The sequence below is a fragment of the Bordetella genomosp. 11 genome, from assembly GCF_002261215.1.
GTDB lineage: Bacteria > Pseudomonadota > Gammaproteobacteria > Burkholderiales > Burkholderiaceae_B > Bordetella_C.
In genome coordinates this window covers 2,412,331-2,432,309 of sequence record NZ_NEVS01000004.1, presented here as the reverse complement: position 1 = coordinate 2,432,309, position 19,979 = coordinate 2,412,331, and the positions used below count along the sequence as shown (strand labels likewise).

General features: G+C 62.6%; 23 protein-coding genes and 1 tRNA gene. 13 read left to right on the top strand and 11 right to left on the bottom strand.

Features of this window, described 5'->3' with window-relative positions; translation table 11 throughout:
• The first annotated feature begins 98 nt into the window (after nucleotides 1-98).
• Both mnmA and CAL28_RS18555 read left to right on the top strand, forming a co-directional pair.
• Nucleotides 99-1,220, top strand: a complete 1,122-nt coding sequence (mnmA, locus tag CAL28_RS18560) for a tRNA 2-thiouridine(34) synthase MnmA (protein ID WP_094842740.1) — start codon at nucleotides 99-101, stop codon at nucleotides 1,218-1,220.
• 21 nt (nucleotides 1,221-1,241) lie between these two features.
• The gene (locus tag CAL28_RS18555) at nucleotides 1,242-2,057 is read left to right on the top strand and encodes a sulfite exporter TauE/SafE family protein (protein WP_094842739.1); all 816 of its coding nucleotides are present in this window, start codon (nucleotides 1,242-1,244) and stop codon (nucleotides 2,055-2,057) included.
• Nucleotides 2,058-2,072: 15 nt separating this feature from the next.
• Here the strand turns inward: CAL28_RS18555 and CAL28_RS18550 are convergent, their stop codons facing one another.
• Nucleotides 2,073-2,687: a glutathione S-transferase gene (locus CAL28_RS18550; protein WP_094842738.1), complete on the bottom strand. Its 615-nt coding sequence runs from the start codon at nucleotides 2,685-2,687 to the stop codon at nucleotides 2,073-2,075.
• 170 nt (nucleotides 2,688-2,857) lie between these two features.
• On the opposite strand from CAL28_RS18550, the gene purB reads away from it, so the two are divergent.
• From purB to CAL28_RS18535, 3 genes are all read left to right on the top strand, one after another.
• Complete coding sequence (purB, locus tag CAL28_RS18545; RefSeq protein WP_094842737.1) at nucleotides 2,858-4,234, top strand: adenylosuccinate lyase; 1,377 nt, start codon at nucleotides 2,858-2,860, stop codon at nucleotides 4,232-4,234.
• A 252-nt stretch (nucleotides 4,235-4,486) separates the two neighbouring features.
• Nucleotides 4,487-4,717, top strand: coding sequence for a hypothetical protein (locus CAL28_RS18540; RefSeq protein WP_094842736.1), 231 nt, complete (start codon nucleotides 4,487-4,489; stop codon nucleotides 4,715-4,717).
• Nucleotides 4,718-4,783: 66 nt separating this feature from the next.
• Nucleotides 4,784-5,104: a hypothetical protein gene (locus tag CAL28_RS18535; RefSeq protein ID WP_254926167.1), complete on the top strand. Its 321-nt coding sequence runs from the start codon at nucleotides 4,784-4,786 to the stop codon at nucleotides 5,102-5,104.
• 22 nt (nucleotides 5,105-5,126) lie between these two features.
• Here the strand turns inward: CAL28_RS18535 and CAL28_RS18530 are convergent, their stop codons facing one another.
• The gene (locus CAL28_RS18530; RefSeq protein WP_094842735.1) at nucleotides 5,127-5,465 is read right to left on the bottom strand and encodes a hypothetical protein; all 339 of its coding nucleotides are present in this window, start codon (nucleotides 5,463-5,465) and stop codon (nucleotides 5,127-5,129) included.
• A gap of 380 nt (nucleotides 5,466-5,845) precedes the next feature.
• On the opposite strand from CAL28_RS18530, the gene CAL28_RS18525 reads away from it, so the two are divergent.
• Nucleotides 5,846-6,049: a cold-shock protein gene (locus CAL28_RS18525; protein WP_094842734.1), complete on the top strand. Its 204-nt coding sequence runs from the start codon at nucleotides 5,846-5,848 to the stop codon at nucleotides 6,047-6,049.
• 110 nt (nucleotides 6,050-6,159) lie between these two features.
• Here the strand turns inward: CAL28_RS18525 and CAL28_RS18520 are convergent, their stop codons facing one another.
• Nucleotides 6,160-6,687, bottom strand: coding sequence for a VirK family protein (locus tag CAL28_RS18520; RefSeq protein WP_094842733.1), 528 nt, complete (start codon nucleotides 6,685-6,687; stop codon nucleotides 6,160-6,162).
• A 165-nt stretch (nucleotides 6,688-6,852) separates the two neighbouring features.
• On the opposite strand from CAL28_RS18520, the gene CAL28_RS18515 reads away from it, so the two are divergent.
• Nucleotides 6,853-7,257: a DUF3597 domain-containing protein gene (locus CAL28_RS18515; RefSeq protein ID WP_094842732.1), complete on the top strand. Its 405-nt coding sequence runs from the start codon at nucleotides 6,853-6,855 to the stop codon at nucleotides 7,255-7,257.
• A 122-nt stretch (nucleotides 7,258-7,379) separates the two neighbouring features.
• Here the strand turns inward: CAL28_RS18515 and CAL28_RS18510 are convergent, their stop codons facing one another.
• From CAL28_RS18510 to egtD, 4 genes are all read right to left on the bottom strand, one after another.
• Nucleotides 7,380-7,694 (bottom strand): TM2 domain-containing protein, encoded by a 315-nt coding sequence (locus CAL28_RS18510; RefSeq protein ID WP_254926166.1) that lies wholly within the window; start codon nucleotides 7,692-7,694, stop codon nucleotides 7,380-7,382.
• A 277-nt stretch (nucleotides 7,695-7,971) separates the two neighbouring features.
• Nucleotides 7,972-8,048, bottom strand: a tRNA-Met gene (locus tag CAL28_RS18505).
• A 258-nt stretch (nucleotides 8,049-8,306) separates the two neighbouring features.
• A complete protein-coding gene (gene egtB / locus CAL28_RS18500; protein WP_094842730.1) occupies nucleotides 8,307-9,605 on the bottom strand; it encodes an ergothioneine biosynthesis protein EgtB in 1,299 nt (432 codons plus the stop codon).
• 36 nt (nucleotides 9,606-9,641) lie between these two features.
• The gene (gene egtD, locus CAL28_RS18495) at nucleotides 9,642-10,658 is read right to left on the bottom strand and encodes an L-histidine N(alpha)-methyltransferase (protein WP_094842729.1); all 1,017 of its coding nucleotides are present in this window, start codon (nucleotides 10,656-10,658) and stop codon (nucleotides 9,642-9,644) included.
• A 221-nt stretch (nucleotides 10,659-10,879) separates the two neighbouring features.
• Here egtD and CAL28_RS18490 point away from each other — a divergent pair, with 221 nt between their 5' ends.
• The 4 genes from CAL28_RS18490 to CAL28_RS18475 all read left to right on the top strand — a co-directional run bounded on the left by CAL28_RS18490 (nucleotide 10,880) and on the right by CAL28_RS18475 (nucleotide 13,657).
• Nucleotides 10,880-11,218, top strand: a complete 339-nt coding sequence (locus tag CAL28_RS18490) for a DUF883 family protein (RefSeq protein ID WP_094842728.1) — start codon at nucleotides 10,880-10,882, stop codon at nucleotides 11,216-11,218.
• A 36-nt stretch (nucleotides 11,219-11,254) separates the two neighbouring features.
• A complete protein-coding gene (locus CAL28_RS18485; protein ID WP_094842727.1) occupies nucleotides 11,255-11,779 on the top strand; it encodes a hypothetical protein in 525 nt (174 codons plus the stop codon).
• 16 nt (nucleotides 11,780-11,795) lie between these two features.
• Nucleotides 11,796-12,107 (top strand): hypothetical protein, encoded by a 312-nt coding sequence (locus CAL28_RS18480; RefSeq protein ID WP_094842726.1) that lies wholly within the window; start codon nucleotides 11,796-11,798, stop codon nucleotides 12,105-12,107.
• Between the two features lie 89 nt (nucleotides 12,108-12,196).
• The gene (locus tag CAL28_RS18475; protein ID WP_094842725.1) at nucleotides 12,197-13,657 is read left to right on the top strand and encodes a phospholipase D-like domain-containing protein; all 1,461 of its coding nucleotides are present in this window, start codon (nucleotides 12,197-12,199) and stop codon (nucleotides 13,655-13,657) included.
• 63 nt (nucleotides 13,658-13,720) lie between these two features.
• On the opposite strand, the gene CAL28_RS30055 is transcribed toward CAL28_RS18475, so the two are convergent.
• Entirely contained in the window at nucleotides 13,721-14,530 is an 810-nt protein-coding gene (locus CAL28_RS30055; protein ID WP_254926165.1) for a hypothetical protein, read from the bottom strand.
• A 122-nt stretch (nucleotides 14,531-14,652) separates the two neighbouring features.
• Nucleotides 14,653-16,131, bottom strand: a complete 1,479-nt coding sequence (locus CAL28_RS18460; protein WP_440588397.1) for an RNA polymerase factor sigma-54 — start codon at nucleotides 16,129-16,131, stop codon at nucleotides 14,653-14,655.
• Between the two features lie 285 nt (nucleotides 16,132-16,416).
• Between CAL28_RS18460 and CAL28_RS18455 the strand changes: the two genes are divergently transcribed.
• Nucleotides 16,417-16,869 (top strand): PRC-barrel domain-containing protein, encoded by a 453-nt coding sequence (locus CAL28_RS18455; protein ID WP_094842722.1) that lies wholly within the window; start codon nucleotides 16,417-16,419, stop codon nucleotides 16,867-16,869.
• Between the two features lie 19 nt (nucleotides 16,870-16,888).
• Here CAL28_RS18455 and CAL28_RS18450 read toward each other — a convergent pair whose 3' ends face one another.
• Nucleotides 16,889-17,905, bottom strand: coding sequence for a sigma-54 interaction domain-containing protein (locus CAL28_RS18450; RefSeq protein ID WP_094844707.1), 1,017 nt, complete (start codon nucleotides 17,903-17,905; stop codon nucleotides 16,889-16,891).
• A gap of 335 nt (nucleotides 17,906-18,240) precedes the next feature.
• Between CAL28_RS18450 and CAL28_RS18445 the strand changes: the two genes are divergently transcribed.
• On the top strand, nucleotides 18,241-19,632 hold the full coding sequence (locus tag CAL28_RS18445) for a sigma-54-dependent transcriptional regulator (protein ID WP_094842721.1): 1,392 nt from the start codon (nucleotides 18,241-18,243) through the stop codon (nucleotides 19,630-19,632).
• A 3-nt stretch (nucleotides 19,633-19,635) separates the two neighbouring features.
• On the opposite strand, the gene CAL28_RS18440 is transcribed toward CAL28_RS18445, so the two are convergent.
• Nucleotides 19,636-19,914, bottom strand: a complete 279-nt coding sequence (locus tag CAL28_RS18440) for a hypothetical protein (protein ID WP_094842720.1) — start codon at nucleotides 19,912-19,914, stop codon at nucleotides 19,636-19,638.
• Nucleotides 19,915-19,979: the final 65 nt, after the last annotated feature.

Sequence of the window (19,979 nt, the reverse complement as noted above, 5' to 3'; positions counted from 1 at the left end):
CCGGCTCTTCCGGGACGGGCGCCAGCCCTTCCGCGGGCCTTATCCGGCGGCGCGGGGATCCTCGTTGCCCTTGCGTGCCGCTTATCTTTCGGCTTTCCATGTCTTCCATTGCTCCTACCAAAGGCCGTGTCGTCGTCGGCATGTCCGGCGGCGTCGACTCATCCGTTACCGCGTGGCTGCTCAAACAGCAGGGCTACGAAGTCATCGGCCTGTTCATGAAAAACTGGGAGGACGATGACGATTCCGAATATTGTTCGACCCGGCAGGATTGGCTGGATGCCGCCAGCGTCGCCGATCTGGTCGGCGTGGACATCGAGGCCGTGAACTTCGCGGCCGAGTACAAGGATCGCGTTTTCGCCGAGTTCCTGCGCGAATATTCGGCCGGACGCACGCCCAATCCGGATGTCCTGTGCAATGCCGAAATCAAATTCAAGGCTTTCCTGGACCATGCCATGTCCCTGGGCGCGGACCTCATCGCGACCGGGCACTACGCCCGCGTGCGCGCGGTCTCTGCCGGTGGCGGCACCCGCTACGAATTGCTGAAGGCGCTGGATGCGACCAAGGACCAGAGCTACTTCCTGCACCGCCTGAACCAGCAGCAGTTGTCGCGCACCATGTTCCCGCTGGGAGAAATCCCCAAGACCCAGGTGCGCCGCATCGCTCACGATATCGGCCTGCACAATGCCGCGAAGAAAGACTCCACGGGGATATGCTTCATCGGCGAACGGCCTTTCCGCGAGTTCCTGAACCGCTATCTGCCTACCGCGCCCGGTCCCATCCTGACGCCTGAAGGGCAGCGTGTCGGCACCCATACCGGGCTCTCCTTCTATACCCTGGGGCAGCGCAAGGGCATAGGGATCGGCGGCATCAAGGGCAGGCAGCGCGACGACGGCACCGCCGAGGCCTGGTACGCTGCCCGCAAGGATCTGCCGGCCAACACGCTGTATGTCGTGCAGGGCCACGATCATCCCTGGCTCCTGTCGGACTCTCTCGGCGCCCAGGATGCCAGCTGGATCGCCGGGCATCCTCCCACCGCGGGTTCTTATGCGGCCAAAACGCGCTATCGGCAGTCCGATGCCGGCTGTGTCATGCACGATGGGGGTGGGGATACGTTCACGCTGGACTTCGATCAGTCGCAGTGGGCGGTGACGCCGGGCCAGTCGGCCGTGCTCTACGACGGCGAGATTTGCCTGGGTGGAGGTATCATCGCGTCCCAATGACCATAACAAAGGGAGTGGGGCGTGGATTTTCCTATCTTGATCTGCCTGTTGCTGCTGGGTGCGGGCGCGGGTTTCGCGGCGGGTTTGCTTGGCATCGGCGGCGGCATGGTGCTGGTGCCTTTCCTGACCATGATTTTCTCCTGGCAGGGCATGAACGATGATCTCATCGTCCATGCCGCGATCGCCACGTCGATGACCTCCATCCTGTTCACATCGCTATCCAGCGTACGGGCCCACCACGCCGCCGGCGCGGTGCTCTGGCGGATTGCCTTGGCGATGGCGCCGGGGCTGATCATCGGGGGGCTGCTGGCGGGAGGGGCGGTGTTCGCCGCGCTGCACACGGGCTGGCTGTCCGCATTCTTCGCCGCCTTCGTGCTGTACTCCGGCTATTCGATGTTGCGCAATACCAAACCCAAGCCTTCGCGCCAAATGCCCGGCGTGATCGGCACAACGGCCGCCGGCACCGGGATCGGCTTCATATCCGGCCTGGTGGGCGCGGGCGGCGGGTTCCTCTCCGTGCCTTTCATGATCTGGTGCAATGTTCCGCTGCGCAACGCGGTCGCGACATCGGCCGCGCTGGGCTTCCCCATCGCGCTGGCGAACAGCACCGGCTATGTGATTTCCGGCCTGCGGGAAGCGGGAACTACGCCCGGGATGCTGGGCTACATCTACTGGCCGGCGCTGCTGGCGCTGGTGTGCACCAGCGTACTGACCGCCCCGATGGGCGCCCGTGCCGCGCACAGGCTGCCGGTCGCGACGGTCAAGCGTATTTTCGCCTACCTGCTTTTCGCGCTGGCGATCTTCATGGCCTACAAGGCCTGGCGCGCCTTTTCCTGAGACAGCGTACGCCGTTCAGGCGTTTGCCGGCGGGGCGGTATCGATAAAGGACTGGCGCGTCGACAGCTTTTCGAACAGGCGCGCCAGATTCGGGTGTCCCGCGCGCCAGTCCAGGTCCGGAAAGCGCAGGACCAGGTAGCCGAGCGCGCAACCCACCGCCACGTCCGCCAGGCTGTGATTGATGCCCATACAATGGGCATGTTCGCCCAGGCTCTTGTTCATCGCGTCCAGGCTGGCGTGGATCTTGCCGTATTGGCGGGCGATCCATTCATCGTTGCGTAGTTCGGCGGGACGCTGCCTTTCCTTGACGATCCCTACCGCGGCATCCAGGACGCCATCGGCAATGGCTTCCCAGCACTTGACGGCAGCGCGCTCGCGGCCGGATTGGGGGATCAGCCTGGCAACCGGGGAGAGAGTATCCAGATACTCGACGATAACGCGCGAATCGAACAGCGCGCCGCCGTCTTCCATGACCAGGCAGGGCACCTTGCCCAGGGGGTTGTATTGCTGGATCCGGGTATCCGGAGACCACACGTTTTCGAGTTCAAAGCGGTAATCCAGCTTTTTTTCCGCCATGACGATCCGTACCTTACGTACGTACGGGCTAGTAAGGGAGCCTATCAGTTTCATGGATGCACGGTCATAGTCGGAAAGCGGGCGGCAGTATAGCAGGATGATGCCACGCCGGACGGCGGTTGACGCAGCCGATGGCGCGCGCCGGCTGACGAAGGGCGGTGGATGATAAAATCCCGGCGTTTTTTCGCGGTTTTCAATACTCGTTTCGGTCTATTTCCCTGCTCATGCATATCGCCCCCGCCCTCAGTCCGCTCAACGCGCTTTCCCCTCTTGATGGGCGATATGCCTCCCGTGGCGAGGCCCTGCGCGGGCTGTTGTCCGAAGCCGGCTTCATGGCGCATCGCGTCGAGGTGGAAGTCGCCTGGCTCTCCGCCCTGGCCGACGCGGGCCTGCCCGAGCTGCCGCGCTTCTCCGACGATGCGCGGGCACGCCTGAAGGCGATCGTCGAAGACTTCAGCGAAGCGGATGCCGCCCGCATCAAAGAGATCGAGCGCGTCACGAACCACGACGTCAAGGCCGTGGAGTACTGGCTGAAGGAAAAAGTGGCCGATCACGTCGAGCTCTCCCGCGCGGCGGAATTCATACATTTCGCCTGCACCTCGGAAGATATCAACAACACCTCGCATGCGCTTATGTTGTCGCGCGCTTGCAACGGTGTACTGGTCCCCACGCTGCAGAAACTGCACGCCAAGCTTGCCGCGATGGCGGCCGCCCACGCCGACCAGCCCATGCTGTCGCGCACCCATGGGCAGCCGGCCAGTCCCACCACCCTGGGCAAGGAATTCGCAAATGTGGCGGCGCGCCTGGGCCGTGCCCTGGATGCGATTCGCGCCGTGCAGCCGCTGGCCAAGCTCAACGGCGCCACGGGCAACTACAACGCACACCTTTCGGCCTATCCGGAGGTGGACTGGCCTGCATTCAGCGAGCGGGTGCTGCGCGGCCTGGGACTGACCCAAAACCGCCATACCATCCAAATCGAGCCGCACGACTGGATGGCAGCCCTGTTCGATGCCGTGGCGCGCGCCAACATCATCATCCTGGATCTGGACCGGGACGTCTGGGGCTATGTGTCGCTGGGATATTTCAAGCAGCGGCTGAAAGAAGGCGAGGTCGGCTCCTCCACGATGCCGCACAAGGTCAACCCCATCGATTTCGAGAATTCGGAGGGCAATATCGGCTTGGCCAATGCCATGTTGCGTCATCTCGCCGATAAATTGCCGGTATCTCGGTGGCAACGAGACCTGACCGATTCCACCGTCCTGCGCAATCTGGGCGTGGCGTTCGGCTATTGCATGGTTGCCTGGGATGCCTGCCTGCGCGGGCTGGACAAGCTTGAAGTGAACACGGCCGCCATCGACGCCGACATCGACGCCTGCTGGGAAGTCCTGGCTGAGCCGGTCCAGACGGTCATGCGGCGCTATGGACTGCCGCAACCCTACGAACAGCTCAAGGCCCTGACGCGCGGCAAGGGAATCACCGAAATCGCGCTGCGCGAATTCATCCAGGGACTGGGCCTGCCCGAGGACGCCAAGATGCGTCTTCTGCAGATGACGCCGCGATCCTATATTGGTCTGGCAGCGCAATTGGCGCGATCGTTGTAAAAAAGTCATCCAGCGGCACGAAGGCCGGCAGGCAACTGCCGGCCTTTTTTATTCGGGTCGGTATCCGGCCGGGTCGTAGCATTTGCTAATGCCTTTGTGTCCGGGGGATTCCAGGTTTGTACCCCGGCAGTTGCGTCCCTTTATTGGCTGCCAGCCGGGCGCACGGAGAATCCTCCTGTGTGGGAGGGGGGTGTCCCAGGCCGGGCACGGCGCTTGCGACAAGAGCTACAACAGTCCGCGAGGCGATACGCAATGGAAGTTTTCGCAAAGACCTTCAACGCATGGGGCGCCACCTTGACCGTCGACCCCGATGGCCGCGGCCGTTATAGCTGGAAGATCCTGGTCGAGGATCGCCGGCACGGCGAGCCGCGCATCCAGTGCATCGTCTCTCCGGTGGGCTTTCCTTCTGTCAGCGAAACCATCCTGGATGGCCGCGCCGCGCTGGAAGAGCTGGAGCCGGAGCCCTATTCCGCCCGGGGGTGAACCCTTGTCGCGGTACGTTGCGCACCGGAAAGACCGATTTCGATTTTCGTTTTCTTTATCGCTTGAATGTTGAACCTGGAGAAAAATATGAGCGCCATGATGTGCCTTCCCTGCCAGAGCATTGCCCTTGCCAGGCCCGGTCTGCAGGCCCACCAGAACCTTGTGCACGAAGGCTTCGTGCGGCCTACCGAAAAGCGCCGGGAAAATCACCGCGAAGACCGTTTCCGCTGCTCATGCTGCCATACCCAGTGGGTACGCGAAACCGATCGCTGGGGCATGGATCTCGGATTCAGGCTGGCACCTGTCCAGGGAGGCGCGCGTCCGCAATATGCGGCTCCGGAAAATACTCCGCGCGCGGGCGTCAGGGTTTATCAGGTACCCGCCTGAGCCCCACCGATTTGTATTGAACTTAATGCAATTCAGTATCGTGGCGCGCCGGATCGTAGCCCAAAAGCTGCAGGGCCGTTTCGTATGCGGCCGGGCTGGCGCACAGGAAAACGGCGATGTCTCCGGGATTGATATTGTCCAGCACGTCGCCGATTTGCTCCGCGGCCGAGATCGGGTCGCTGACGGCGGTGGCGTGGATTTGTCCCCCGGCTTCGACCTCGGCGGCCGGTACGATATCGGCAATCGCGTCCAGATCAGGTGGGCTCACGACGACATAGCTGCGTATGAATTCACCATCCAGCGTGGTTCGTAAGGCAATTCCGGATGTCAGGTCGACGGTGCGTGCGCTGATAATGCTCATGGTTACCTTCTTTCGCTTGGGTGCCGTGTGGGCCCGGCCCCTGATGACGAATATATAGGATATTCGTTGTGGCATCGGAACACGAATGCCCCGCCAATCCGAATCGTTCCCGGCTTCACAATGTTCATGTGCAACGCGGCGTAAGGCGCTGCGGGATTTATGCGCGGCGATGTAGCAATTCGTTTCAACTGGCGCCGCTTAGGGTAGAAAATGTTTTTGACTTAAATGAACGTCACGTTCATAGTGTCGTGGAGAATTCAAGCAGCGCGATCTTTGTACAGTTCAGGGTTCTTTCCGGTCTCCGTTATTGTTCTTGGCCCTAGCTTGAATATTCTCGTGTCCCGGGCTTGTGGCCCATTGTAAATGCAAGGAAAATCGGTATGGAAACCGGCGTCGTCAAGTGGTTCAACTCTGAAAAAGGTTATGGCTTTATCACCCCGGAATCGGGCGGTAAGGACCTGTTCGCGCACTTCTCCGAAATCCAAGGCAGCGGCTTCCGCTCCCTGGAAGAAAACCAGCGTGTGACGTTTGTCGTCGCCAACGGTCCCAAGGGCCCGCAGGCAACGAAGATCACGCCGGCGTAATGCCTCTGGCATGAATACGGTGCAAAAAGCCCCACTCCGGTGGGGCTTTTTGTTGCACGGCGCCGACGCTGCCGCGCATCCCTCCGTACGGCCGCTGAGCGCCGCGTCGCTCAGCGTAGCGCCGCGCGATCGGCGACGAATCGGATGCCGCGCGTGAAGCGACATTCGTATTGGCCGCCAGGCGTCGCTGCGCTGCCCGCGCCAGCCTGCCTGGCGAAGCGGACGATGACCTTGCCGTCGGCCATGGCACGATAGCGTATGTATTCGACGACCGGCCGATCCTCCGCGTCCAGGGTGTGGTGGGTGTCGGCAAAGGCGACGTATTGTCCGCCAGGGATCAGGAAGCGGGTGATGCGCGAACCGCCTTGCATCCTGGGCCCCGCGATGCCGCTGCCGTCCTTGGTGCATTGGGCCAGATCGAGCAGAACGGTGACCGATTCGCCCGCCGTCAAGGCCGCGACGAGGGAAGGGTAGCTTGCCAGCTCATGCGCGCGCGCAGGTGCGCAGGCCAGCGCGTACAGGGCACCACCGACAAGCGCGCGTACGAGCCAGGGGCGCCGCCGCCGTGGCGGACCGGCGTGCGCCATCCTGCGTACGGGCGCCTCCGGTGGCGTGTATAAGTGGATATCGATGCTCATGTCTGCTCCAAATGGCGCCCGCCGCCAAACCGGCGGGACAACGTCCGGTTTGCCCTGTTTGAAGGGCCGCGGTCAGTGAGGCATCGGCCAGACTTGGTTCCGGGTTAAAAGTCGTGAACGCGCCATCCGCGCGCAGCGCAATGCCGAGCCTCAATGGGAGACATCATGAGCATCTTCAAATCCATACTGGCCAGGATCTTTCCAAGCAGCCATCCCGCCAACACCGAGGCATCCTCGTCCCAGCCTGCTTCCACCGGCGAAGCCGCCACCACGTCCGCAGCCCCAGCCGCCACGCCATCGACCGCCATGCCCGAAGTCGATGTCCGCGCCGTGCTCGTGGAGATGCAAAGCGGCAATCCGCAGAAGCTCAATTGGGATACATCGATCGTCGATCTAATGAAGCTGCTGGGGCTGGACAGCAGCCTTGCCGCGCGTAAGAGCCTGGCTTCCGAGTTGGGTTACAGCGGCGACACGGAGGACTCCGCGTCCATGAATATCTGGCTGCACAAGCAGGTGATGATCAAGCTGGCCGAAAACGGCGGCAAGGTGCCCGACGAGCTGAAGCACTGAGGCATAGCCGCGGCGCGTGCTTGAAAAGAAAAACACCCCGGGGCCTGGATCGATGTCCTGTTTCCGGGGTGCCATTCACCGCCTGCGTTTACGCTCCGGGTCACGACCGTCGCGTCGTGGATTCACTGAAGCGGAACATTCCCGTTGGATAGCGTGGCTGCCAGGAGCATGTTCTTGTTGCGGATCCAGCCGGGGATAAGGAATGCATCCACCAGGGTCCAGATGCCGACCGCTATCAAGAGCACAAAGCCCACGCCGACAATGCTAAGGATGATGCCGAGGATCGTCAGCGCCAGCATCGCGATCGCGCTACCCGTCTTGCCGGCGTAGAACCTGTGCCCGCCGAAGCTCCCCAGGAACAGCCACAACAGATAGGCGACGCCCACGCTTTTCCGGTTGGCGTCATACATCATCGTTTGCATCGCAGAGGTGTTCACATCGCTCTCCTTAGGGTCGCCGGTCCATCGCCGGATTCATAATGAATCATTGTACGATTTAGATACAAAAATGGCGAGATAGGGTTCCGCAGTGCAATATCGTGATTGCAACCTCTGCCTGCACGCCGAAGAAGAAGGCCCCTTCGATTTGCCTTCTGGAAGTCCGAAAACGCAGGGCTGGGGTAGTGTGACCGGCGCCGTCGGACATGGCCGGCTGATGGGGTGGCGACGCTCCAAATGAAAAAGCCCCCACTTACGCGGAGGCCTTCGAATTCTTTGGTGGCGCATCCCTGATTCGAACAGGGGACCTGCGGATTATGATTCCGTCGCTCTAACCGGCTGAGCTAATGCGCCATATCCAGGTTCGGGTTCATCATCGGTGATCGTGTGACACACCGGATGCATCGCGTCCCAGGAAAGACCAAAATTCTAGCACGCTGCTTTGCAGTTTGCCAAATCGAAACGGTACCTCTTGAAGCCGCGCCGTGGCGCCACCCTGGTCCCCGTGCCCGGGTCGGGGGCGCCCGGCTTTCGGTCGAATACCGTGGCGCCCCGGAAGCTCGCGTCGCTACGGCCGACTCGCACCGGCCCTAAGCGCCAAGCGGACCGGGCTCAGGCATCGCAAGCCAGCCGGACGCCGGAAAACTGCCACCGCGCGTCGGGCGGAAAGAAATTGCGGTACGTCGCCCGGATATGCGTGCGGGGTGTCGCGCAGGAGCCGCCACGCAGCACGTATTGGCTGCACATGAACTTGCCGTTGTATTCGCCGACGGCGCCGGCAGCCGCTGCGAAGCCGGGGTAGGGCTCGTAGGGACTGGCCGTCCATTCCCAGACATCGCCGTACATCTGCAAAGGCGTCCGAGCGTTGCTTGCGGCGGCCGCACGGGGATGCAAGGCGCCGGATTCCAGGAGATTTGCATGCGAATCGGGATGCATGTCGCGCGCCATCTGCTCCCATTCGGATTCTTTGGGCAAACGGGCGCCCGCCCACCGCGCATACGCGTCGGCTTCGAAGTAACTGATGTGCGTGACCGGGGCATTCGGATCGATCGTTTCCATGCCGTGCAACGTGAATGCGTGCCACGTGCCGTCCGTGTTTTCCCAGTACAGCGGCGCTTCCCACCCATGGGTCCGCACGGCGTCCCAGCCCAATGAAAGCCAGAGCTCCGGACGCCGGTAGCCGCCATCGTCCATGAAAGCCAGGTACTCGCCCTGGGTCACGGGGCGCCGCGCCAGCCGGAAAGGCCGCAGCAATACCTGGTGGGCAGGGGTTTCGTTATCGAAGCAGAAGTCGTCGTCGTCGTGGCCGACCGAAACGATGCCGCCGGGATGATCCAGCCATTCCTGCGGCGGTGCCGCGACCACCGCGCGAGGGCGCGGCGTGCTGGCATAGGCCGGACGAAGCGCGTTGCACGACAGCAGATGCTTGACGTCCGTAAGGATCAGTTCCTGATGCTGCTGCTCGTGATGCAGGCCCAGGCGCACCAGCGCCTCGGCATCGCTGTCGCCGCCAATGGCGGGGATAAGACGCGCCATCGCCGCGTCGACATGCGCGCGGTACGCAAGGATGTCATGCAAAGGCGGCCTCGTCAGCAGGCCGCGCTGTGGGCGAGGATGCCTTTCGCCGATGGCGTTGTAGTAGGAATTGAACAGGAAGCCGTAGCGGGGATGGAAAACGGCATAGTCCGCAAGCCGTGGTTGCAGCAGGAAGGTCTCGAAGAACCACGTCGTATGGGCCAGGTGCCATTTCACCGGACTGGCGTCCGGCATGGATTGCGCCTGGCAGTCCTCCGGGCTAAGGGGGGCGGCCAGCGCCAGGCTGGTCTCGCGTACGGTTTCGTAGTGGGCCAGCAAGGAGGCCAGTGGCGCGTCCGGCACGATGGGACGGCTCGATGTGTGATGACTATCCATGGTCTTTATCTGCGTCTTGCATGGGGCTTGGGGTTCTTACGCTCGCGCACAGAACACCGCGAACCATTCGCGCTCGTCCGTCCAGTATCGGATCTGGCCGAAGCCGGCACGCGACAACATGGCCTTGAAGGCATGCGGACGGTACTTGTAGGAGTCCTCCGTATGGATTCTCTCGCCTTCCTTGAAGCTTCTTTCGCCTCCCGGCCACCGTACCGTGGTCGCGACGCGCGCGCGCAGATGCATTTCCATGCGCGAGCGCGCTTCGTTGAAGCAGGCCAGATGCTGCCATTGCGCCAGATTGAAATCCGAGCCGAGGATTTTGTTGACATGGCGCAGCATGTTCAGATTGAACGCGGCCGTCACACCCACGGCGTCATCGTAGGCCGGTTCGAGTATTTCGCGGGCTTTGACCAGGTCCACTCCGATGATCAACGCCCCGTCGGCGCATTGCCGGCGTATGTTCGCCAGCAGGTCTGCCGCCTGTTCCGGGGGGAGGTTACCGATGCTCGACCCGGGATAGAAGAAAGCGCGCCGCTCCGCGTGCACTTCGGCGGGCAGGCTGAGATCATTGAAGAAATCCATACCCAGCGCGGAGATCTCCAGGTCCGGATAATGATCCGCGATCCGCTTGACGGCGGCTTTCAGGTAGTCGACGGAAATGTCGATGGGAACATATTGGGCCGGCCGCACATGGGCCAGCAGGCGTTCCGCTTTGGCGCAATCGCCGGCGCCCAGATCGATCAAGGTATGCACCGGGCCTGCGTGGGCGACGATGTCGGCCGAATGCTTCGCGAATATCTCGTTCTCGCACCGCGTAGGATAGTACTCATCCAAAAGCGTAATGGCGGTGAACAGGCTGGATCCCAATTCATCGTAGAGAAACTTGGGGCTGATGTGAGCCTGCTCTTTGGCCAGGCCGTCCAGCAACTCTTTTCTTACCGTATCGGTGGTTTCGACGTGCCGCTGATGAAACCGCGGTTCGGGGGCGGGTGCCGCGGGCGCCACCGTTGGGATGGTGTCGACGGCGGAAGACGAATACGAGGGTACGCGCATGCGAAATCCTTGTGCAAAGGTGGCGGCGGCCAAACAGTTTAGTGGAGCAATCGCCGTTCCCGGCGGGGGCTTATAGGAGTTTGGCCGGTCTGCCGGCCTGAAATAGCGCTTTACCCATCGTTGCGAAAGAAAAGGGCGTCCGCCATCGTCAAGCTCGACAATGGGTCATACGGTACGCCGTCCCCTTTGTCACCTGCAAGGGTTTTTTCCAAGGAGAGAACATGAAGTCGAATTCCCATAGCGCAGAACTTCTGGCCGGAAAGGAGAAGGTGGCGACCAGCCTGCGGGAGCTGATGGCCGGTACCGAAGAACTGCTTCGTTCCACGGCGTCTTATACCGGCGAAGAAATCGAGCGGGCACGCCAGCGCCTGAAGACTCAGCTGGAAAACGCGCGCAGCATGGCCGGCTCGTGGGAGAGCACGGCGGCGGAGCGCTACCGCTATGTCGCGGACGCCACGGACGAGTATGTTCATGAGAACGCCTGGAAATCGATCGGTATCGCCGCGGTGCTCGGCTTGCTGCTGGGCGCGTGCCTGTCGTCCAGCAACGACCGGCGCTGATGCGGCGGCCCGATGCATCGGCCATGAGATGCCGTCATGCCTATGATTGTGGTCGCGCGATTTGATACCCTGCCGGACGCCGCCAGCGCGGCTCACGCGCTGGTGGGCGAGGGCTTTCGCGAAGACGCCGTGTGCGTTTTCCGTGCCGGCGAACCGGGCGAACGGTGGTCCGGCCGGCGCGTGCGTGCCGCCATCGCGAGAACCGCGGCCCTGGGCGCGGCGGGTGCGGCTGTCGGCGTTGCGACGACAACCGTGATGGCCATTCCAGACCCATATAGTGTGCTGATCGCGGCCGTTGGCGCCCTGGCCGGTTCGCTGGCCGCGGCCGTGGTAACGCATCTGGAGCGTCGCGGCGACTCGGACGGTGCCTTGCCGCCCCAGGCGGCCTTCGTGGCCGTCGTGACAGGGACGGGGCAGGAGGCCAAGGGAACGCAACTGCTGCACGACGCTGGCGGTCGCAGTATGGAGCGCCTCAGAGGAGGGCGGCAGATTCTGTCCGAACTGGTTCGAGGCCACGAGGGTATGGAGGGTCCGTTCCGTAGACGCTTTCCCATTTCATGATGTTAAGGAGATCGTAATGAAAGCCGGACGTACCGACGAACACGATAAGGCAGCGAGCGGCCACGGCCGATCGCCCGATAATTCCCAGGACAAGAGCAGGGAAGGGCCGGCACGCGTGTCCCACGAGTTGGACAAACAGCAGGAGTGGGACAAGGCGGCACAGGACCGCGGCTTCCAGAAGGGCGATCAGGGTGGCTATAAGGGCGACTACGACCAGGGCAAGTATGAGACACGCGACTTCGGCTTTCCGCGCAAGGAAGACTCCGAACGCGGCGTCGGCAACAGGCAGGCCGAGCCCTCCGCCACCAAAGGAGAGCGCAAAAGGTAGCGCCAGGCAATCGCGCCATTAACCCGCGGCTATCCGACGCCCACAAGAAGCAAAAGGCGGCCGCCCCTTCCTCCAGCCAAGAAGAAACAATGAAACGCTTATGGCGGGCCTGTTGGCTCGCGGCATTCGCCTGCCTGCTCGCGGCTTGTGCCACCGTGCCCGACGCTACGGAGGGCACATTGCCGCGCAGCCAGATACGTATCGCGACCGATTCCGGCTGGCTGAGCTATCAACGCAGCCAGGATGTCGTCAAGAAGCTCGATGCGCCCGGTCAGCCGGCGTCCGGGCCGCGCTTCAGCCTCGACGACATGGACCCCGCCACCGCGGGCTTCCTGCTGCGTCACCTGCAAGTCGAAGAGGCCATCAGCGGAGCGCCTCTGGAGGCCGGCAATCGCGTCGACCTGTTCTCCGACGGCCCCACGACTTATCACGCCATGCTGGAGGCCATCCGGGGCGCGCGCCAGTATGTGCATATGGAAAGCTATATTTTCGACGACGACGACGCGGGACGGAAGTTTGCGGACGCACTGATCGCGAAGAGAAAACAGGGCGTCCCTGTCGCCCTCATGGTCGATGGCGTGGGGACCTTGCATACGCCGAAGGCATTCTTCGACCGCCTGCGCGATGCGGGGGTACAGGTGGTGGTGTTCAATCCGGTGAACCCTGCCGAGGCCCGCGCGGGATGGTCTCCGAATAACCGCGATCATCGGAAACTGTTGGTCGTCGATGGCAAGACGGGCTTTCTCGGCGGAATCAATATCAGTTCGGTATATGAGTCGTCCGCATCGGGCGGATCCTCGGCATCGATCCTGCGCGGCAGCTCGTCGGATTCGGCCCAACCTCCGGATCCCAAGGAAGCCCCATGGCGCGACACGCAGATCCGGGTGCAGGGTCCGGCCGTGGCCGAGATTGAACGGGTGATGCAGGAAGGCTGGCAAGCTCAACACGGTCCGCCACTGGATCCGAGAGAGTTCTATCCGGCGAATCAGCGGATGGGAGATCTCTTTGTGCGTATCGTCTCCAATCGCCCGGGAGACCGCGATGGCTATACGCTGTATCTGACTTTTATGTCGGCCATACAAAGCGCGCAGCGATCGATACACATCACCATGGCGTACTTCGTGCCGGATCCCGCCTTCGTACAGGCCTTGGCGGACGCGGCCAGGCGCAACGTGGACGTGGTGCTGGTGCTGCCGGGCTTCAGCGATTCTTCCCTCGTGTTCCATGCCGGCCGGTCGCACTATACGGAGCTGCTGGAAGCCGGCGTGAAGATCTATGAGCGTCGGGATGCGTTTCTGCACGCGAAGACCGCGGTGATCGACGGAGTATGGTCCACCGTAGGCTCAAGCAATATGGACTGGCGCAGTTTCGCGCTGAACTATGAATTGAACGCCGTCGTGATCGGACCGCGCTTCGCCCGCCAAATGGAAACCTTGTTTGCCGAAGATGTGGCCCGGGGCCAGCGGATCGATGCCCAATCGTGGTCGGACCGGGGCGTGAAGGAAAGACTCATGGAGTCCTTCGGTCGGATGTTCGAGCGCTGGCTCTGAGACGGCCGCTGCCCGGAATCGTGAAAAGCCGACACATGCCGGCCGTTTCACGATCGGGTAGGACTACTTTCCGTAGCGCGTTTTCGCATCGGCCATGCAGGCATCCTTGGCGTTGCCCGACAGGGTGTCGCATTTCGCCTTCGCGACGTCGTACGCCGATTCGCGCTTTTCCTTGGTTGCATCGTGCCGCGCTTCGGCCTGTTCCTTGGCTTGCTTCGCGTCGGCCTTGGCGCTATCGCGCGTGGCCTTGGCTTCTTTTTGGCAAACGTCTTTTTCGTTGCCCTTCATGCCATCGCATTTCTTCTGGTCGGCGCGATACTGCGCATCGATTTCCTTGTTGGTCATCGGCGCCTGGGTCTGAGCATGCGCGGTGAAAGTCACCGCCGGGATACTCAATGCGATGGCGCTCAGAGATAGTTTGATGATGCTCATGACGCTACTCCTTGTTGTCGTCTGCAGGCCGATTGACCTGGCCCTCGATGGGCTGATTCTGTCGAGCAAGCTGCGTACCCAATCGGGATGCTCCTGAAGCATGCGTCGATAGGCATAGCCCTTGCTGTATGCGTAGTCCCAACTCGTCACACGAAAGGAGATCGGAATGAAGCTCAGTCGTCTCACCTCCATGTTGGTTCTCGCCGCGGCTTGCGGGTCCGGTGCCGCGTTGGCGCAGCAGAACGCACCTACCACGCCTTCCACCACGCCGAACGACTCTACCGCCACGCCGCCCAGAAATGACAAGGTACCGCCGGGCACGCCTGCGCCCGCGCCGTATGCGAGCCATCCTTCCGGCACCGCACCGGTCACGCGCGACAGTTCCGGCAGCGACCTCCGAAAGGAAAAGGAACCGCGTATGCCCTCGGATATGAAGAACACCAACGTCTCGCCGACGAAGGGCGGCGGCGCGCCCTATACGGATACGGGCAAGCGGTAAGGGCCTGCGCCGCGCGGAATGACGAAGGGGCGCCGCGGCGCCCCTTTTCGATATGCCTTTGCGGTCAGTACTGGCGGCGCATATCGGCGGGTGGGTACTTCAGCTGCCCACGGTACTTCGATACGGTGCGACGCGCCACCACCACACCTTGCTGGCCAAGCAGTTGCGCAAGGTCGACATCGGACAAGGGCGTGGATGCATCTTCGCCGTCGATCATTTCCTTGATCAACGCCCGCACGGCAGCGGCCGAGCAGCTTCCCCCCGTGTCGGTATAAAGCTCGCGGGAGAAGAAGTGCTTGAACTCGAAAATGCCGCGCGGCGTGGCCATGTACTTATTGCTCGTCGCGCGGGATACGGTGGACTCGTGGATTTCCAATTCATCGGCGATCTCGCGCAGCATCAACGGACGCAAGGCGATCTCTCCGTACTCGAAGAACGTTTGCTGGCGCAGAACGATTGCTTCCGCCACGCGCTGTATGGTGCTGTAGCGCTGTTCGACATTGCGGATCAGCCAGCGCGCTTCCTGCAGCTCTTGTGCCATCGGGGAGCGATCGCTATAGCGGGCATTACGGAACAGATCTGCGTAGGCCCGATGCAGGCGTGCGCGGGGCATCGCCGCCCGGTTGGGTGTGACGATCCATTGATTGTTGAACTTCTGTACGACGACATCCGGTACCACATAGCTGGAATCGGCTTGTGAATAACGCAGCCCGGGACGAGGGTCCAGGCGCCGTATCAGCGAGCACGCTTCGCGCATCGCGTCGTCGCTGCACTGGCACGCGCGGACCAGGCCGGAAAAATCGTGCTTGCCCAGGCGTTCCAGTTCGTGTTCGACGATGTGGATTGCCAGATCGCGTGACGGCGTTGTCTCGTCCATCGCGATGAGCTGCAGCTTCAGGCATTCCGCGAGGTTGCGAGCGCCCAGGCCGGGGGTGTCGAGCTGCTGAACCAGCTTAAGGGCGACTTCCCATTCCTCGCGTTCGGGTGGGGGATCGAATACCCCGTCTCCGGCGAGTTCGGTCAGATCGGTTCGCAGATAACCTTCTTCGTCCAGCCCTTCGATGATGTACTCGGCCATCAGGCGATCGCGGGGCGCCAGGCGGTAGCTGCACAGCTCGCCGCACAGCCGGTCGCGCAGGTCTTCGGTGCTGCGGGCCCACTGGCCGACGTCGCTATCGCCATCGCCCGAGGCGCGGGCCGCGGGGTAATCGCCGGAATACTCCGATTGCATGTCCGGCAGCTCGGGTAGCTCAACCACGACTTCCGGCGGGGCTTCCGTCAGCGCGGGGCCCTGCATATCGGACGCGCTGGACAGGTTTTCGTGGAGCGCCGTATCGGTGGCCGGCGTGCTGGCCGCGCCAGAGTCGGCCGGCGCGTTATCGTCCTCGCCTTCCTCGAGGAACGGGTTCGTCGCGAGTGCTTGCTCGATTTCGCGGGTAAATTCCAGCGCGGACATCTGCAGCAGTTTTACCGACTGCTGGAGCCGCGGCGTCAGGCTGGTCTGCTGACGCGCCCTGAGTTCGTACGTGGCTTGATGTGCCAATTGCTGTCTCCGTCTGACTGCAGGGATGAAAACGCCCATCCCATTCAAGACAAACATAAGCAAGGTGCATGCCAATTTTCAGGCGACGCCGTGCGAGGCTGACGGATTCCTGGCAAGCCCGCGTATTTATTGGCTTTTCAAGGCACGCCGCATGCTGGCGTAGTGATCGGTGGATCGCCGGATGCCGCCAGGCCCCCGACTTTGCCGGACGGATTTACCAGCTCATGTAATAACTGCCAGACGCCCCCAGGATCGCGGCGGCGGCGTCATTCCCAGGAGGTCGTTATGGACCATGGCCGAGATACCGTCGAACCCGGGCACATCGCCGCCGCCGGCTCGCCAGCCGAGACGCGGATCGTCGGGTCGGCAAAGAAGTCCGGCGCCGGACCCGGGCCGGAAGTCATGGCGGCGGCCACGCTGGAGGGGAACGACGTCCTGAACCTGTCCGGCGAAAAGTTGGGCGTTCTGCAGGACATCATGATCGACGTCGCCAGCGGCCGCATCGCTTATGCCGTGCTGGCGCGAGGCGGTGTCATGGGTATCGGCGACAAGCTGTTCGCGGTGCCGTGGAGCGCGTTGACGCTGGACACCGACCGCAAATGCTTTCTGCTGGATATCGACCTGGAGCGCCTGCGCAACGCCGCCGGCTTCGACAAGGACAATTGGCCGCGCATGGCGGACCCCGCTTGGGCCGCGGGGATCCACGAGTACTACGGACAGCCGCCGTATTGGTCGTGACTTTGCGGCCTGTCCGGGATTACCCGGAATGCGAAGTCGCGGATCCGTCGTAGGTGCCCAGCCGGTTGTATAGCGTCTTAAGGCTGATACCCAGCGTGCGGGCGGTCAGCCGTTTGTCGCCCTGGTGATGCGCCAGCGTCGCCAGGATCAATTCCCTTTGCGCCTGCAGCAGCGAGGTTCCCACGGACATCTTCAACGTGCCATGGGCCACCTGCGCCTTGGACTGTCGCCGCGACAGCGCCGGGGCGGCGATCTCGACCACGTTATCGGCCAGAATGTAGGCGCGATGGATCGTGTTCTTCAATTCGCGGACGTTCCCCGGCCAGTCGTACGCCAGCAGGGCGTCGGATGCGCGCTTGGAGAAGACCTTGTTGGTGCCCTCGGCGGCGTTGAAGCTGTCCAGGAAGCGTTGTGCCAGGTAAGGCACGTCTTCCAGTCTTTCGCGCAGGGGCGGCACGCGCAGCGGCACCACGGCCAGCCGGTAGAGCAGATCCTCGCGGAAGCGTCCCTCGTTGACGGCTGTGTATGGGTCGCGGTTGGTGGCGGCCACGATGCGGACGTTTACCCGGACCGGTTGTAGTCCGCCGACGCGATGAAACGTGCCGGTTTCCAGGACGCGCAGCAGTTGTACCTGCATGTCCAGCGGCATCTCCGTGACTTCGTCCAGAAACAGGGTGCCGCCGCTGGCGTGCTCGAAGTAGCCGATGTTCTGGGCGATCGCGCCGGTGAAGCTGCCTTTTTCGTGGCCGAACAGCTCGGCTTCGATCAAGGTCGCGGGGATCGCGCCGCAGTTGACGGGGACGAAAGGCTGGTCGGCGCGCTCGCTGCCGCCGTGGATGGCCCGGGCCACGAGCTCCTTGCCGGTACCGCTCTCGCCCACGATCAGCACGCTGGCGTCGGTGCCGGCCACTTTGTCTATCTGCTCAGCCAATCGGCGCATGGCTTCGCACTTCCCCATGGAGGAAGGCTTCGGAGACGCGGTCGGATCGAGGCGGCCGCTGGCGCGGGACGCCGCGGTGGCGTTGGGTATTCCCATTTTCGGGCTTGCTCTTTTGGCGGTAGGGCGCCTGGAATCGGCGTTCGCAATATTGTTGGGCTGCATATCTCGTGATCCTACTTTTCCAGAATACGCGTCGTTGCAAGCACTTGAAAGTAGATGAAAATCTTAGCTAACTGTACGAATTGATTACGTTTGCCGAAAACGTGGCACGATAAGCTTCGCTGCCTTGAATGGTCCGCATTATGCAACGGTCTCCGTCTTAAACGCGATGCGGGTCGCTGCCGGCGGAGGCTAGAATAAAGCCGAGAGGGGCGCCGCGCGCCCAGCGTTTTCTAAACCCCAGAAAGAACCGCGAACACACGGAACTGCGCATGCCACATGTTTTGATCGTCGATGACGAATCTCCAGTGCGAACCGCGCTGGCCGAGATCGTCAAGGACGAAGGGTTTACCGTTGCCCAAGCCAGCGATCTGCGCGAGGCGAAGATCCAGATCCTTCGCCAGTCGCCGGACCTGGTCTTGTCCGATCTGCAACTGCCGGATGGGAGCGGCCTGGATATCTTCCAGGCGTTGAGCTCGCCGAACGTCGATGTGGTGTTCATTACCGGCCACGCCAGTGTCGAAAGCGCGGTGGACGCCTTGCGTCTCGGGGCGATCGATTACCTGCTCAAGCCGGTCAATATCCAGCGCCTGAAAATGGTCCTGGGCCGCATGCCGCGCAACGCCGATCTGTCGCCGTGGGGCGGTCCCTTCGAGGACGAAGACCGCTTCGGCAAGATGCTGGGGCGTTCCGAGCCCATGAAGCGTCTCTACCGCCAGATCGCCAAGGTGGCGCCAACCGAAGCGACCGTATTCCTGATGGGAGACAGCGGCACGGGCAAGGAGCTCGCCGCGCAGGCCATCCACGAACTGAGCGGACGCCGCAAGGGTCCGTTCCTGCCGGTCAACTGCGGCGCCATTTCTCCCAACCTGATCGAAAGCGAAATGTTCGGCCACGAGCGCGGCAGCTTCACGGGCGCGGACCGGCAGCACAAGGGCTACTTCGAGCGGGCGGCGGGCGGCACTCTGTTCCTGGATGAAATCACGGAAATGCCCATAGACCTGCAGGTCAAGCTGCTGCGGGTCCTCGAAACAGGCCTGTTCATGCGGGTCGGGACGAACCGCGAGATCGCCAGCGACGTGCGGGTGGTCGCCGCGACCAACCGCAATCCAGAAGAGGCCGTCGCGGAAGGCAAGCTGCGTGAAGACCTGTATCACCGGCTCAACGTTTTTCCGGTCGAGCTGCCGCCGCTGCGCGAGCGTGGGGACGACGTGATCCTTATCGCCCAGCGCTACCTGGACATGCTTAACAAGGAGCGCGGGGCAGAGAAGAAATTCGCGGTCGATACGCTGGAAGCCCTGCGTAGCCATACCTGGCCGGGCAATGTGCGCGAGCTCAAGAACTACGTCCACCGCGCCTTTATCCTGGCCGACGATAACGAGATCCGCGCTGGCGTCGTGCCGCTGCAAATGTCGCCGGAGAAAACCGCAACCGGTTCGCAGATCACCGTGCCGGTCGGCGTGCCGCTGGCGGACGCGGACCGGCGGCTGATCTTCGCGACGCTGGAGCAATGCGGCGGCGTCAAAAAGCATGCCGCCGAGATCCTGGGCATCAGCCTGAAAACGCTCTATAACCGCCTCGAAGAGTACGCCGCGGCGGGGCATTTTCCCAAGGTGAATGGGGACACCGGCTCCAAGCCGGAGCCCCTCGGGCGGGCCAAGTAGGGCTTAGCCGCCGTTACGGGCCGGGTCTGGACGGGTATGCGCCAGGCCGGCCTGGTCCTCATCGACGATGCGATCGGACGCAACGTCATTGCCGACGGGGTCCGAATCGCCTTCGACGTCCGCTCTGTCGCCAGTGCCGCTGGCATCGGTATCGGTATCCGGCGTGCCGGGGCCGAGGTCGCTGCCCGAATCCGATGAGTCGCTCGGGCCCAGGGCGCGATTGCCGTGGCCGGGAAGTCCATCCGCCATGGGATCCGCGTCGGGGTTATATCGTGTTGCCATGTCAGCCTCCTGATGGGTTCTCGCGTGGCCCTTCGGTAGGGGCACGCGGCTGACGTCGGCTTCGC